We start from the raw sequence: 15,067 nt of genomic DNA, 5'->3' as shown, positions 1-15,067 counted from the left end.
AGGCTGACAAGCTATGAAAAAGTTCCATTTTCCCCGAACCCGCCTGATCGCGGCTCTGCTGGCCCTGGTCTGCGTGCTGGGCCTGCTCCCCGGCACAGCCCTCGCCGCCACGCCGGACACCATCAAGATGGACGACTGCACCCACAATGGGGTCAAGTATGAGTCCCCAGCTCTGGGTACCTGCCATCTGCACCAGATGCACTTTGGACTTAACGGAAAGAGCACCATGGGCTTCTGTGCCGAGAAGGGCAAGGGCATGGGCTGGTCACTGGAGGGCCACACCTGGGGGAGTCCCAAGCCGGTCAACGACCCCACCGTCAAAACCATGATGGCGTACTTCTACGCCCACTCCACCGGCGTCTTTACTGATCAAGCCAAGGCTTTGGGTGTAGATGATGTGTGGGACAGCAACTACGCATGGACGATGAACTCCTGGACCCAGGCCATCGTCTGGCGCTACAAGGCCGGTCTGCTGTCCGACCCTGTGGTTGCCTGCGCTGAGGAACTGCTGTGCGTCTACAACAATCTGGAACACACCAATTATTCCAGTATTGACGAGACGATGGACGGCAGATCGTTCCGGGACCGGGCGCAGTATATCCTCGACCTGGGTGCGCAGGGTGTATGGGGCGAGTGTGAGGTCTACGAGTACGCCTACACAGGCCCTGGCTCCAGCTACCACCCCTCCAATGATGTGCAGGCCGTCATGGTAGGGGAACTGAACGTCACCCGTGAAAAGTACAGCTTGACGGTCAAGAAGGTGGATTCCACCAATCCCAATAAGACTCTGCCCGGAGCGCGTTTTCTTGTTGCCTCCGAAAACGGTTCCTACTCCAAGGAAGTGGTGACAGGCAGCGACGGCACTGTGACCGTACCCAATTTGGAGGCCGGCACCTATGCTGTAACCGAACTGGAGGCCCCGGAGGGCTATGAGATCGACAATCCTGGGCCTCAGTATGTTGTTCTGCCCAGCGGCAGCGATAAAACTGTGACCGTCACCTTTACGGACACCCCTGAAATCACCGGCGAGGGCAGTATCCGCAAGGTGGACGCGGACGATCCCACCAGGGGCCTCGCTGGGGCGGTCATTAAAATCGAGGGCGTGGACAACGACTTCACCGGGACCTACGTCACCGGCGCGGGCGGTTACCTGACGGACGTGCCCTGGAAGGATATGCCCCTGGGCAGTTACACCGCCGAGGAGGTCACTCCCCCGGAGGGGTACACCAAAAGCCCCGATGTGAATAAGACCAAGCAGACCTTTGTATGGGACGGCAAAACTGACGTGGCCCTGGTTTTTGAGAATGACGCCAAGGTAAAGGTACGTCTCATCAAAAAAGACGATTCTGATAACCCTCTCCCTGGCGCTGTGTTCAACATCGTGAAGGATGGACAGATTATCGGCACGGAGGCCACCAAAGCGGACGGCTCCATCACCGTCACCGATGTGACCGAGGGGATGTACGCCTTCGTGGAGGTGTCCGTACCGGCTCCCTGGGCCACCCTTACCGAGCCGGTAATCGCCCATGTGGATCAGGCAACTGTCAACGGCGGCGGCACGGTCACCGTGACAGCTTCCGACAAGCGGCTCCCCAATCTGACGATTCTGAAACGGGACGCGCAGACCGGGGATGTGATCCCCAACACTCATTTTGAAATTCGCGGCATCCATTACGGCTACCACAACGATGTGACCACCGGGCCGGACGGCAGGGCGGTCCTCTCCAATATTCCTGTGGACAGCTACGAGGTGACGGAAAAGTCCGTCCCTGATCCCTATGTGGTGGGAGACGAACCCACCCAGACGATCTGGCTGGGGGCCGGAGACAGCAAGGAGCTGGTCTTTGACAACCTGAAGCAGCCTGTCCTGAAAATCTCCAAGGTAGAGCAGGGGTCCAACACCCCCATTCCCGGCACTGTGTTCACCGTGGAGGGCATCGACAGCGACTACCGCCAGGATGTGACCACCGAGGCGGACGGCTTCGTCACTCTGCGCGTCGCCCCCGGCAGCTACCGGGTAACGGAGAAGTCCGTCCCCGAACCCTACTGTCTGCCGGAGGACGAAGCCGGCCGGACCCAGACCATCAGCCTGAACGGCGGCGATGAAAAGACCCTGATCTTCAAAAACAGCAAGAAGCCCCTGTTGACTCTCTCGAAGATCGACGCCGATACCGGAGTGCCGGTCCCCGGCACGGTCCTCACCGTGGAGGGCATTGACAGCGACTACAAGGATGATTGGAGAACCGGGCCGGACGGCACAGTGGCTCTGCGTGTTGATCCCGGAACCTACCGCATCACGGAGAAGTCCGTCCCCGCCCCCTACTACCTGCCGGACAAGGACGCCGACCGGGTGCAGACTATCTCCCTGAACCCTGGCGATGAGAAAACGGTGGTGTTCCGCAACCACAAGACCCCGGAGCTGACCATTTTCAAGGAGGACAGCGTGGCCGGCGCTCCCATCGAGGGCGCCAAGTTCCGTGTGACCTACACCAGCAATGGTGAGGCTGCGGGCGCTCCCGCCTCCATGGACTTCGGCATCTTCGTCACCGACGCCAGCGGCCAGATCAAGCTCCACGAGAAAGGAAAGAAGCTGTACCCCGGAGAATACACCGTCACCGAGGTGGAGCCTGCTCCCGGCTTCCAGATGAAGGAACCTCTCACCCAGAAGGTGATCCTCCACGGCGGCGAGAGCAAGACGCTCACTTTTTTCAACGAGCCGTTAAACGCCATCGTAGTGGAGAAATACGACAGCGTGACCCATGAGGCCCTCCCCGGCTGTACCTTCCAGCTCCGCTTTTTGGGCGGCACTTCCGGCACTGGCGGCACGGTCATCGGTACGAAGGTGACCGGGAAAAACGGAACCGCCATCTGGACCGGGCTGACTGCCGGCACCTACATCGTGGAGGAAATCGACCCGGCGGACGGCTACTCCATCATCAATGCCTCTGAAACGGTCTATATTTCCGACAAGGGTGAGCAGAACGTGGTCACCGTCTCCTTCGACAACGCCCCGGACGGCATCCTGCTCATTCGGAAGGTCTGCGCCACCAACCCCAGCGTGACCCTCCAGAACGCCGAGTTCAAGATCATGTACGCGGACGGGACCCTGATTGGCGACTCCAACGGCATTTTCAGAACAGACGAAAATGGCGAGATCCGCATCCCCGGACTGAAGCCGGGAAAGAGCGTGGTAGTCACCGAGGTCCGCGCCCCCGCTGGCTTCATCCTGGATACCCAGAGCCAGACCATCCAGATCCAGGCGGGCAAAACCGTGTCCCTCACCTTCAAAAATCAGCCGAAGGGCAGCCTGATCATCCAAAAGCGGGACAGCCAGACCGATGAGGTGCTTCCCGGCGCGGAGTTCAGAATCACCACCGCCGCTGGCTGCGAGGTGGGCCTGGACGGGGTCATCGGCTCGTCTACCCTGACCCAGAACGGCATTTTCACCACCGACGCTCAGGGAGAGATCAGAATCACCAATCTGGCCCCCGGCGCCTATGTGATCAATGAGATCAAGGCCCCGGACGGCGGGTATGTCATCGACACGCCCTCCACCAACGTGGTCATCGGGCAGGGCGGCGACACCCAGACCGTGGTGATCAAGAACACCCGCAAGGGCGGCCTGATCATTGAGAAGTACGACAGCGTGACCCGTCAGCCCCTGGCTGGAGCGCAGTTCAAGGTGATGACTGCCAACGGTGAACTGACCCCGGACAACGAGGGGATGACCTCCTCCAACGGCCTCTACACCACCGACGTCAACGGGCAGATCGTGCTGTCCAAGCTGCTCCCCGGAACCTATGTGGTGTCTGAGGAAAAGGCTCCGGACAATTACCGCAAGGACCCCACGCCCCAGATGGTTGTGGTCAACGCCGGGGACACCCAGACCCTGCGCTTCTACGACGACCCTCTCTGCACCCTGACCATCCTGAAGCGGGACGCGGTAACCAAAAAGCCCCTGAGGGGCGCTGAGTTTATGGTGCGGGACAGCTCCGGCCATGTGATCGGCCCCAATAACGGCCTCTACACCACCGGCACGGACGGCACTGTCACCGTTACCGGGCTGGCTCCCAATTCCACTGTGGTCGTCTCCGAGAAAAAGGCCCCCAACGGGTACATTTTGGACGAGACCCCTAAGAATACTGTGGTGCGCACCGGCGTGGCCAACACCCTGATCTTTGACGATGAACCGGGCACTACGCTGATTATTCGGAAGTTTATCGAGGGAACTGAGAACGAACCGCTGTCCGGCGTGGCCTTTAAGGTTGTAGACGGCAACGGCGGCGCTGTCGGCCCGGACGATGGGATCTACTACACAGACAAGGCCGGTGAGATCGTGCTGGAGGGCATCGAACCCGGCACCACCGTGAAGGTGCGGGAGATCAAGACCGTGGAGGGCTTCGTTTTGGATGGAACTCCCCAGGATATTCTCATCAAGGGCGGCGAAGCGCAGCAGTTGACATTTTGGAACAAGCGGGCCGGAACCCTGGTCATCCAGAAGAAAGACAGTGTGAGCGGCGCGCTCATTTCTGGTGCGCAGTTCCAGCTCACCTACGCCAACGGCGGGTACGTTGATAACGACAACGGCCACCTGTCCTCCAATGGCCTCTACACCACCGATGATAAGGGCGAAATCCGCATCAACGGTGTCACCGGGACCGTGGTGGTCAAGGAGACCAAGCCCGCCCCCGGCTATGTCATCGACCAGAGTACCCAAACCCAGACGGTCACCGTCAACCCCCTGGACACCCAGACCCTCACCTTCCTGAATGAACCCCTGTGCAGCCTGACCCTTACCAAGCTGGACTCCGTCACCGGCAAGCCTGTTCCCGGCACTGAGTTCACGGTCAAGGACGGTAACGGGACGATTTTGGGCCGCTACACCACCGGCAAGGATGGGACTGTCGTTGTAACGGGCCTTGTTCCCGGCAGCACTGTGGTGGTGTCCGAAACCAAGGTGCCGTATGGCTATGTGCTGGACACCACGCCCAAAACCATCATTGTGAAGAATGGCTCCAATACCGTGAACAGCGGCGGAACCACGGGAGGAAATACTGGCGGCAGCACCAATACCGGCAATGGCAACGACCTGACTTTTGAAAATGACCCCACTGTGAACCTCACGATCCGCAAGTACATTGAGGGGACCGCTAATGAGCCTCTCGCTGGCGTGGCCTTCAAGATCACAGACGGCAGCGGCGCACCTGTTGGCCCCGGCGATGGCGTGTTTTACACCAATGCCGCCGGGGAGATCGTGGTGGAGAACCTGGAGCCTGGAACCACCATCACCGCACGGGAGATCAAGACCGTGGACGGCTATGTGCTGGATGGAACACCCAAGAGCGTGAAGATCACCGCAGGCCCCCAGGCCCCCGAACTCATCTTCTGGAACAAGAAAGCCGGGACCCTGGTCATCCAAAAGAAGGACAGCGTAACCGGCGCGCTCATCCCTGGCGCGCAATTCCAGCTCACCTACGCCAACGGCGGGTACGTTGATAACGACAACGGGCATCTCAGCAGCAACGGCCTCTACACCACCGATGACAAGGGTGAGATCCGTATCAGCGGCATCACCGGCACGGTGGTGGTCAAGGAGACCAAGCCCGCCCCCGGCTATGTCATTGACCAGAGTACCCAGACCCAAACGGTCACCGTCAACCCCCTGGATACCCAGACCCTCACGTTCCTGAATGAACCCCTGTGCAGCCTGACCCTGACCAAGCTGGACTCCGTCACCGGAAAGCCGATTCCCGGCACCGAGTTCACGGTCAAGGACGGCAACGGCACTGTGCTGGGCCGCTATACTACCGGCAAGGATGGGACTGTCGTTGTGACGGGCCTTGTTCCCGGCAGCACCGTGGTGGTCACCGAGACCAAAGTGCCGGACGGCTATGTTCTCAATCCCACGCCCCAGACCATCATCGTGAAAAACGGCTCCAACTCTGTGAACAGCGGAACCGTAGGCGGGACCACCAACGGCAATACTGGCGGCAGCACCAATGTGGGCGGCGGAACCAACGGCGGCAATGATCTGGTGTTCGAGAATGACCCCATCGGCACCTTTGAACTCATCAAAGTGGTAGAGGGGAACAAGGAGAAGCGCATCCCCAACGTGACCTTCGAGATCCGCCGCGCCTCGGATGATGCCTTGGTGGAGACAGTCACCACCGGCAGCGATGGCCGGGTGTCCCTCAAGCTGGACGCCGGAGACTACTACGCGGTGGAGACCGAGGCGGCGAAGGGCTTCAAGCTGGACGCCACGCGCCACTATTTCACCATGAAAAATGGCAAAAACACCACGCTGACTGTGGAAAACAAGCCTTTCAGCGGCATTCTCATCCACAAGACCAACAGCGTCACCGGCAAAGGCATCCAGGGCGTGACCTTCCTGCTGTATGACAGCGCCAACGCCCCCATCGGGCAGTACACCTCCGACAATTCCGGGTATGTTTACATCGAGAACCTGACGGTTTCTGGCCGGTACTACTTGCGGGAGTTGGAGAACGAGGGCTACGTCCCCGATACCCAGATGAAAACCGTGTATGTGACCGCTGGCGAGACCACCCTGGTGGAGTGGAAAAACATCCCCATCACCGCTCAGATCCAAATCGTGAAGAAGTCCGCCGACTACAACTCCACCAACGGTCTGCCTGCGGGTACCCCGCTGGAGGGGGCTGTGTTCGAGATCTACGACAAGGCCGGGAACCTTGTGGACACCATCAAGAGCGACCAGCGCGGTCTGGCCTCCTCCAAGCCCCTGCCTCTGGGCCGCTATACCATCCGGGAGACCAAGGCCCCTGCCAACTACGGCGTGAGCGATACCGAGCTGACCGCCTACCTGGAGCATGAGGGCCAGATCCTCCGCTTCGAGGTGACCAACAAGAGCCTGACCACCGGGGTGTCCATCACCAAGACCGGACCCAGGGAGGCCATGGCAGGCCAGCCGGTGAACTATGTGCTGTCCGGCATCGCCAACAATTCCAACGTCATGCTCCAGTCCTTCTACTGGAGGGATACGCTCCCCGCCCAGGTGCGGCTGAACACCATCGTCACCGGCACCTACAACTTCCCCGGCGTGTATAAGATCACCTACCGGGTGAACGGCGGCGAGTACCGGACACTGGCGGATAACCTGTCCACCAGCAGAAACTATACCCTGCAGGCATCCCCCGCCGCCCTGGGCCTCGCGGCCAATGAGCGGGTGACGGAAGTGATGTTCGTCTTCGGGCAGGCCCCCGCTGGCTTCGCCCAGGTGGAGAAGCCCCAGATCAAGTGTACCGCCGTGGCCGGCCTGACCGCTGGCAGCAGTTTCGTCAACATCGCGGATGTGGGCGGTGTGTACAATGGGGTCTGGGTGCAGGCCATCAGCCGCTGGGTGACCACCGTCTACGGCAAGCCCACCCCGCTGCCCAAGACCGGATATTGATCCCTCCCATTCGCACCCAGGGGGGCCGCCAACAGGCGGCTCCCCTATACATTATAAATAACATCATTTGAAAAAGGAGAATAGCTATGCTGAAAATTACCGCAATCGGGAACCTGACCAACGATGTGGAGCTGAAGTGCCATGAGGACGGCAAGCCCTACGCCATCCTGCGTATCGCCTCCGACCGCCGCTACCGGGACCGGGAGGGCAACAAGCTCACCGACTTCATCTCCATCAAGGTCCGGGGCGCGCTGGCGGAGCGGTGCGCCGCCTTCGCCTGGAAGGGCTGCAAGCTGGCCGCCTCCGGCGACTTCGAAACCATCACCTTCGCGGAGGACCCCACCCGCCAGCCGGGATTTCTCATCAAGGCCAACGAGGTGGAGTTCCTGTCCCCCCGGAAGGTGGATGAGGCCGTTGGCGCGGCCAGCGAGGATGGCTGTGCCAGTGAGGCGGCCTGATGCGGAACACCGGCACCATCTACAGCAGCACCGATCGCAGCCCCACCGTCCTGCCTGAGATGGCTGAACTGCTCCCCCCGCTGACAGGGGAGCAGCTCGCCGCCCTGGAGGCGGACATTCTGAAAAACGGCTGCTACTCCCCGGTCATCGTCAACGAGGACATGGTGGTCATTGACGGCCACAACCGGCAGAGGCTGTGCGAACAGCACGGCCTGCCCTACCAGATGGCCGTGTTCTCGTTTGAGGATATGCTGGAGGCCAAGCAGTGGGCGCTGGACACCCAGAAGGGCCGCCGCAACCTGGACAAGTGGGAGCTGGGCAAGATCGCCCTTCGGCTGAAGCCAGACATTGAGGCCAGGGCGAGGGCCAATCAGCAGGAATACCATGGGAATCAGTATGATAGTGGACTTTCGGCAACATTGCCGGAAGTCCACTCTGATCCTGTGGATACCCGCAAGGAACTGGCGGACGCTGTCGGCCTGGGGGAACGCACCATGGGCAAGGTGATGCAGATCAATGAACACGCCCCTCCTGCGGTGAAGGAGGCCCTGGACAGCGGCGACCTGTCCATCCACCAGGGCTACAACATCACCCGGCAGGTGCGGGAGCTGCCGGAGGAGCAGCGGGAGGAAGCCGCCGCCCTGGCGGTGGAGCTGGAAAAGGCGAAAAAGGAGATCCGGCAGTGTGACGCGGAGGCCGACCGAAGGGGCAGAATCGCTGATCTGTTCTGCAAAGCCTTTGAAAAGGCCGTGCTGCTGACCCCCACAGAGGAAAACGTCCGCATCTGGGCGGAATGTACCCGCATGACGCGGGAGGAGATCGAGGACAGTATGAAGGACGCCCGTGAGCTGGCGGAGGTGTTCACCGCTATCGCCGGCATTCTGGAAACGCTGCTGCCGGGAGGTGACGGCGATGCCGGATGAGTTGTCTGTCCGCCAGTGGCAGGAACAGTTCCGGGCCGGGGCCTTTGAGCGCTCCGACTACGCCACACAATGCAAGGCGGGCTGGTACGATTGGTTCTGCCAGGATCACGCCCTGGCCGGGCGGCTGAAGAAGATAGGCCGGGTGGTCATGGGCATCACCGACCCGTTTATCCTGGACAATTACTACGTCTGGTTCAAGAACAACTGCCCCCTGAATGGGCCGCTGTATGACGATGCCCGCTTCGAGCCGCTGTCCGGGAATCGGGATGGGAAATATTTTGTGATCTCCTTGGACAGTCCTCATGAGCGCATGAAGTGGGCGCTGGTCACGGAGCGGTACGGCTTTGACGCGCCGGAGTTTGACTGCCGGGATATCCGGGAGATGATCCGCTACGTCAACAGTATCGGCCCGGAGCTGCAGAAGGGCGTCATTCCCATGTTTATTGCGGAGAAAGACGCTGTAACCGCCTATGCCAGACAGCACGGGGAGCCGGAGGGCCTCCATATCTACCGGGACGGGGAGAATCAATACAGCTACACCTCCCGGAAGGACCGGCGCAAACGGACTGTGTTGGCGGCGGCCAGCCCGGAGGACGCGCCTGCCGGTTTCGTTTCCGAGCAGGCCCATGCCGTCAAAGGGATGTATCTCTATTGCCCGGAGGATGTTGGGGTACCGCTGCCGGGGCATCCAGAAAATATCAAAAAATCTCGTAAAAAGAAAGGGGTGGAGCGATGAGCAAACAGCAGCCCGCGCGGGCGGCGGGGCCTCCCAAGCCCCTCCTGCCCCCTGCGGCGGAGGACGAGATCATGGACGTGCTGTCCGCCAATATGCGGATCAGCTCCGGGGAGATCGCCGCCATTCTGAAAAAACATGGTGTGTCCGGGGACGCGGAAGCTCTCCAGAACAGCTACCGGAAGCGGCTGGGCCAGCGGCTGATGTCCAGCATCCGGGATGAGAACGGCAGGCGGGAGGTGCTGGCCCGCGGCAGCGAGTACATCGTGATAGAGTGCTGCAGCGACCGGCAAGACCTCAAAGCCATCCGTTACCGCATCCGGCGCCAGATGAAGGGGCTGGACGTATCCTCCGGGAAGGTGCGGGGCCGCATCCGTGTGCTGGATCAACTGCTCTCCCGGTTCCGAAAGGTGGGGTGAGGATGGGACTGAAAGACATCATCCGGGCCATCCGGGAGTACCCCGCCGCCCGCGCCGAGCTGGAGACCGCCCGGTCTGAGCTGCGGCAGGCCCAACAGGAGCTGGAACAGAGCAGGGAAACGTGCGAATCGCTGTGGTTCACATTGGATGAGCAAAAGGACCACACGAAGTTTCTGTCCAGCAAAGCAGAGGCGCTCCAGGCCGCCCTGGAGGAGTTCTGCCCCCGGCTGTCCACGCCGGAGGAGTTGAAACGGTTTTACGATGCCATCTCCCCCGACATGGACCCCAGCGGCTTCACGCTGTACCGCATGGCGAAGGAACTGACGGGAATCGATGTGCCGTCCTGTTTCCCTTATGAGGACAACCGCGGACTGTTTGAGGAGATGAGTGGGCATCAGCTTTTAGACTGGCTGACCGCCGTTCACTTCCAGGCGGTGGATTGGGATATCATCCCCGGCACCACCTACGAGGCCGCCACGCTGCGGGAGGTGGACACCTCCACCCCCGAATACCAGGCATTTGAAAAGCAGCTCTATGGGAAGGTGCTGGAACGAATGGGATTTCAAGATATTTTAGCACCCGATCCGCAAGCGAATTTAGTAACAGAATTGAAGCTGTACAGCCCTTTAAGAGCAGAGATGGCAGGGGGCGAATCTGCTTCACGACTCCTGGCAGGGGATGAACTGTCTGCCCCCGAATTTCGTGACGCAATCCTTCAAGGACTCAAGGACGAACTGACACCAGAGCAGGAAAAAAGGGGCCTCATGGTCTACTATGACGGATTGGAGGCTGTGAATGAAAAGGTCGTTTCGCTGTTCCCTTCGGTGGAAGTCATAGACGGTGAATTATACGGCGTTGCCGTTTGCCAGATCAAGGATGAACTTACCCTGCTCGAACTGGCCGAGTTGAAGGAGTATTGTACGGCGCAGTATGTGGGCGGCTGGGGCATGGGCTATGAGCAGCATCCCCACAAGACCTCATCTGGAGAGATGTACATCAGTTTCTGGCGTGACAAGGACTTTTTTATCCTGACAAAAGAGGAACTGGAACCGGAGAAATCGCCCAGCCGTCCCACGCATCAACCGAAACGAGGATGTGACGCGCGATGAGCAGCAGAATCACCGAGGTCAACAAGGACACCTTCTGGGCGCTGATTGCCCAGGCGAAGGAGCATCCGGGCGGCCCCAGCGAGTGGCTGATGGAACGGCTGATGGACCTGGGGCCGGAGCAGGCGAAAAAGTTTGATGACATTGCCTGTGCCTACACCAGCTTGGCTTATCAGTACGGGTTGTGGACCGCCGCCTCCGTCATGGAGCGCGGTGGCTGCACGGATGACGGTTTCATCGATTTCCGGGGCTGGCTGATCGCCCAGGGCCGGGAGGTGTACATGGCGGCGCTGAAGGACCCGGACTCCCTGGCTGATGCGGCGGACTATCAGGATCAGCGCTTTGTCTGTCTCCCCCACATGGGGGACCGCGCCTACGAGGAACTCACGGGCCGAGAGATATATGAGGATTTTGACCCGGCTGGGTATGACGCTCTGAAATCGGAACTGAAGCAGGACATCGTGTACGGCGATGGGATCGGGTATCCCTATGACGCCGCCGACGCACAGGTCTATCTGCCCCGCCTGTGCCAGAGATATATGCCAGAAGGGGTGAACATCGGCACTTGGAATATAAACAGTTTGGAGATTAGAGCGGCCCGCGCAACCGCTCAGAAAAGCAAAAAAATCAAGAAGGATCGGGGTGATTCCAGATGAGCGAGACCATCACCATCGGGGTGGACCACGGCTACTACGCTATGAAAACAACGCATTTCTCGTTCCCCACCGGGCTGGTTCAGTACGAACATGAACCCTACACCAGCAAAGATGTACTGGAATGCGGCGGCAAATTCTATGTGGTGGGCAGCGGGCGGCAGCCGCTCCAGAAAGACAAAACGGTCACAGAGGACTACTACCTCTTGACCCTCGCCGCTATTGCCAAAGAGCTGGCCCACCGGGGTGCGGAACCCACCGCCGCTGTCCATCTTGCGGCGGGCCTGCCCCTCACCAGCTTCGGGCGGGACAAGAAGAAGTTCCGGGCCTACCTGCTCCGGGACGGCCAGCCGGTGTCCTTCCGCTACGAGGGTATCGCCTACACCGTCACCATCGCGGAGGTGTCCCTGTTCCCCCAGGGGTACGCCGCCGTGCTGGCCCAGCAGGAATTGCTGGACGAACCCTCCGTCATTGTGGCGGACATCGGGGGCTGGACGGTAGACCTGATGCGGCTGGACAACCGCGTCCCCAACGCCGCCACCTGCCGGAGCCTGGAGCTGGGCATGATCCGCTGCTTGGATGAGATCGCGGAGCAGGTGCGCCGCGCCCTGGGTCTGTCCATGACGGCGGCACAGATCGAAAGCATCCTCCGGGGCGAGGCAGGCAGCATGGGCGAACAGGCCAGGGAGATCATCCATCGAGAAGCTGGGGCCTATGTCCGCCGCCTGCTGTCCGCCATCACGGAGAGCGGTCTGGACGCCCGCGCCATGCCCGCCGTCTTCCTGGGCGGCGGGGCGGCGCTGCTGAAGCGCCACGTTGGGGCCACAGACGGCCTTTGCCGGCCTTTTATCCTGGATGACGTATGTCTGAACGCCAAAGGCTACGAACGCCTTGTGGGCCAGTTGTCGCGGGCCGTTGGCAATGGGTGAGAAGCGGCGGGTGAACCTCTCGCTGAACCTCTCCACGCCCCACCACCGGGAGGCGTGGGGCATCATCCGCGCTATCCCCGCTGGCCAGCGGACAGACGCTTTGTGCCGGATGATCTGCAAGGGACATAGGCGGGACAGGCTGCTGGAGGAGATCCGAGCGGTCATCCGGGAGGAACTGCGGGACGTGGAATTTATCTCAGCACAAGAAAAAACCGAGCAGCCGCAGGCCGGGGACGTGGATGAAAGCGTCCTCGGCTTTCTGCTTGCGCTGCAGAATGATGGAGGTGACGAATGATCTGATCCGTTATTTTGATATGTTCGCGGGGATCGGCGGCTTCCGGGCCGGACTGACCCGCGCGGGCGGTTTCCAGTGTGTCGGCCACTGCGAGATCGACAAGTACGCCGACGCCAGCTACCGTGCCATCCATGACATCGGAGAGGAGGAAGTATACTATCCAGACGCCAGAGAAATTGACCCCGGCGGAATGCCGGACTTCGACCTGCTTTGCGGCGGATTTCCTTGTCAATCTTGGTCAGCGGCAGGAAATCGACTTGGCTTCGCTGACCCCAGAGGAACTCTCTTCTTTGAGATTGCCCGACTGGCTGAAGCCCGAAAGCCTGCGTATCTGCTGCTTGAAAATGTTCCCCGCCTTTTACAGCATGACCAGGGACAGGCGTTTGCGACCATCCTCGCCGCGCTTCATGAGCTGGGGTATGGTCTCGAATGGAATGTGTGCAACAGCGCAGACCACGGGACTCCTCAATCGCGGAAAAGGCTGTTCCTTGTCGGATATCTTGATCCCCGATGCGCCGGCCAGGTATTTCCTCTCCCCGGAAATGACGGCAAGGCTCTTATACAGCTCATTGGAGGAGCGCAGGGATACCGGGTCTACGATATCGCAGGAGTCGCCTGCACCCAAACCGCAGGCTCAGGCGGCACCGGAGCCAAAACAGGACTGTACCTGATTCCGCCTGACGCCGCCTTTGTGGATCTGTCTGTTGGGGAACCCAGACGGACCGATACCGCCCGGTGCCTCACCGCCCGGTACGGGCAGACCACCCTTTCCAACCACAGAGCTGAGCGATCCGGGGTGCTGCTTATCAAAGAGGGAACCAAACAGGGCTATGCGGAGGCCGCCCCCGGCGACAGCGTGGACCTGGGATTTCCAAACAGCAGAACCAGAGCGGGCCGGGTGAGCAAGCTGGCCCATGACGCCGCCAGTGTGCAGGGCATCGTGGAACGGGGCGGGCGTATCCGCCGCCTCATGCCCAGGGAGTGTCTCCGGCTCCAAGGCTTCGCAGAAGATCAGATCGACCGCCTGCTGGCCATCACCTCGGACGCCCAGGCGTATAAACAGGCGGGCAATTCTGTCACCGTCAATGTGATTGAGGCCATAGGCCGCCGAATCCGGGCGGTGGATGAACAGCTCCGAAGGGAGGATGCGGCCGCATGAGTGAGATCGGCATCAAGGACCAATGCTTCGGTGTGGAGGTGGAGATGACGGGCATCACCCGCAGGCAGGCCGCTGAAGCTCTGGCCACCTATTTTGGGACATCGCCCCAATACCTGGGGACCTATTACGACACCTGGGGCGTGACCGACCCGGAGGGCAAGGTGTGGAAGCTGATGAGCGACAGCAGTATCCGTGGGGAGCGGAAAATAGACTTCGGTTACAGATCCACCAGTGATGGCGAGTATCAGGTAGAGATGGTCACGCCAAAGCTGACCTACGCCGAACTGCCCAAGCTCCAGGAATGTGTGCGCCGGGTGCGAAAGGCCGGGGCCAAGGCCAACGGCTCCTGCGGCATCCACGTCCATGTGGATGCTTCCAATCACAACCGCCAGAGCCTGAAGAACCTGATCGGCATCATGTATTCCAAAGAGGATATCCTGTTCAAAGCCTTGCAGGTGAGCGAGTCCAGAGCAGAGCGCTGGTGCAAAAAGGTACGGGAACCCATGCTGCGGCAGGCCCGGACACTGTCCTCAGATGAAACCACAGACCTCACCCAACTGGAACAAGTCTGGTATGAGGGGGATGTGGCAGACAGAGAACATTATAACTGGACCAGATACCACGCCTTAAATCTGCATTCTGTCTTTTACCGCGGCACCGTGGAATGGCGGTGCTTTAATTCTACCCTCCACGCCGGGAAGGTGGCCGCATACGTCAACCTGTGCCTCGCCATCTCCGCCCAGGCCATCGCCCAGCGCAGCACCGTCATGCGCAAGACCCACAGCGAGAACGAGCTGTTCACCTTCCGGGTCTGGCTGGTGCGGCTGGGGCTCAACGGCGAGGAGTTCAAGCACACCCGTGACCATTTACTCGCCCACCTGGAAGGAGATAGGGCGTGGCGACACGATAAGGACAGCTATGAAGTCAATAAAAAGAAGAAAAACCGCCGTGAAACGGAGAGATGAC

General features: G+C 60.3%; 11 protein-coding genes. All 11 read left to right on the top strand.

Annotated elements, in window-relative coordinates:
- The first annotated feature begins 13 nt into the window (after positions 1–13).
- A complete protein-coding gene (locus FMM72_RS07040; protein ID WP_162220987.1) occupies positions 14–7,426 on the top strand; it encodes a SpaA isopeptide-forming pilin-related protein in 7,413 nt (2,470 codons plus the stop codon).
- A gap of 86 nt (positions 7,427–7,512) precedes the next feature.
- The gene (locus FMM72_RS07035; RefSeq protein ID WP_162220986.1) at positions 7,513–7,884 is read left to right on the top strand and encodes a single-stranded DNA-binding protein; all 372 of its coding nucleotides are present in this window, start codon (positions 7,513–7,515) and stop codon (positions 7,882–7,884) included.
- Positions 7,884–8,807: a hypothetical protein gene (locus FMM72_RS07030; protein ID WP_162220985.1), complete on the top strand. Its 924-nt coding sequence runs from the start codon at positions 7,884–7,886 to the stop codon at positions 8,805–8,807. Before FMM72_RS07035 ends, FMM72_RS07030 begins: the two co-directional genes overlap by 1 nt.
- A complete protein-coding gene (locus FMM72_RS17150; protein ID WP_243157737.1) occupies positions 8,797–9,543 on the top strand; it encodes a hypothetical protein in 747 nt (248 codons plus the stop codon). The genes FMM72_RS07030 and FMM72_RS17150 overlap by 11 nt, the downstream gene beginning before the upstream one ends.
- Positions 9,540–9,959: a synapsin-1 (Synapsin I) gene (locus tag FMM72_RS07020; protein WP_162220984.1), complete on the top strand. Its 420-nt coding sequence runs from the start codon at positions 9,540–9,542 to the stop codon at positions 9,957–9,959. The genes FMM72_RS17150 and FMM72_RS07020 overlap by 4 nt, the downstream gene beginning before the upstream one ends.
- Positions 9,960–9,961: 2 nt before the next feature.
- Positions 9,962–11,068 carry a hypothetical protein gene (locus FMM72_RS16960; RefSeq protein ID WP_180322893.1) on the top strand — a complete coding sequence of 369 codons (1,107 nt, stop codon included), beginning with the start codon at positions 9,962–9,964 and terminating at the stop codon, positions 11,066–11,068.
- Entirely contained in the window at positions 11,065–11,721 is a 657-nt protein-coding gene (locus FMM72_RS07010; protein ID WP_162220983.1) for a DUF4240 domain-containing protein, read from the top strand. Before FMM72_RS16960 ends, FMM72_RS07010 begins: the two co-directional genes overlap by 4 nt.
- The gene (locus FMM72_RS07005; protein ID WP_162220982.1) at positions 11,718–12,647 is read left to right on the top strand and encodes a ParM/StbA family protein; all 930 of its coding nucleotides are present in this window, start codon (positions 11,718–11,720) and stop codon (positions 12,645–12,647) included. Before FMM72_RS07010 ends, FMM72_RS07005 begins: the two co-directional genes overlap by 4 nt.
- Positions 12,640–12,942, top strand: a complete 303-nt coding sequence (locus FMM72_RS16955; protein WP_180322892.1) for a hypothetical protein — start codon at positions 12,640–12,642, stop codon at positions 12,940–12,942. The genes FMM72_RS07005 and FMM72_RS16955 overlap by 8 nt, the downstream gene beginning before the upstream one ends.
- The gene (gene dcm, locus FMM72_RS06995; protein ID WP_373925764.1) at positions 12,932–14,101 is read left to right on the top strand and encodes a DNA (cytosine-5-)-methyltransferase; all 1,170 of its coding nucleotides are present in this window, start codon (positions 12,932–12,934) and stop codon (positions 14,099–14,101) included. The genes FMM72_RS16955 and dcm overlap by 11 nt, the downstream gene beginning before the upstream one ends.
- Entirely contained in the window at positions 14,098–15,066 is a 969-nt protein-coding gene (locus tag FMM72_RS06990; RefSeq protein ID WP_162220981.1) for an amidoligase family protein, read from the top strand. Before dcm ends, FMM72_RS06990 begins: the two co-directional genes overlap by 4 nt.
- Position 15,067: the final 1 nt, after the last annotated feature.

The organism is Anaerotruncus colihominis, assembly GCF_010206195.1.
GTDB lineage: Bacteria > Bacillota > Clostridia > Oscillospirales > Ruminococcaceae > Anaerotruncus > Anaerotruncus colihominis_A.
This window is presented reverse-complemented; position numbering and strand designations above follow the sequence as displayed.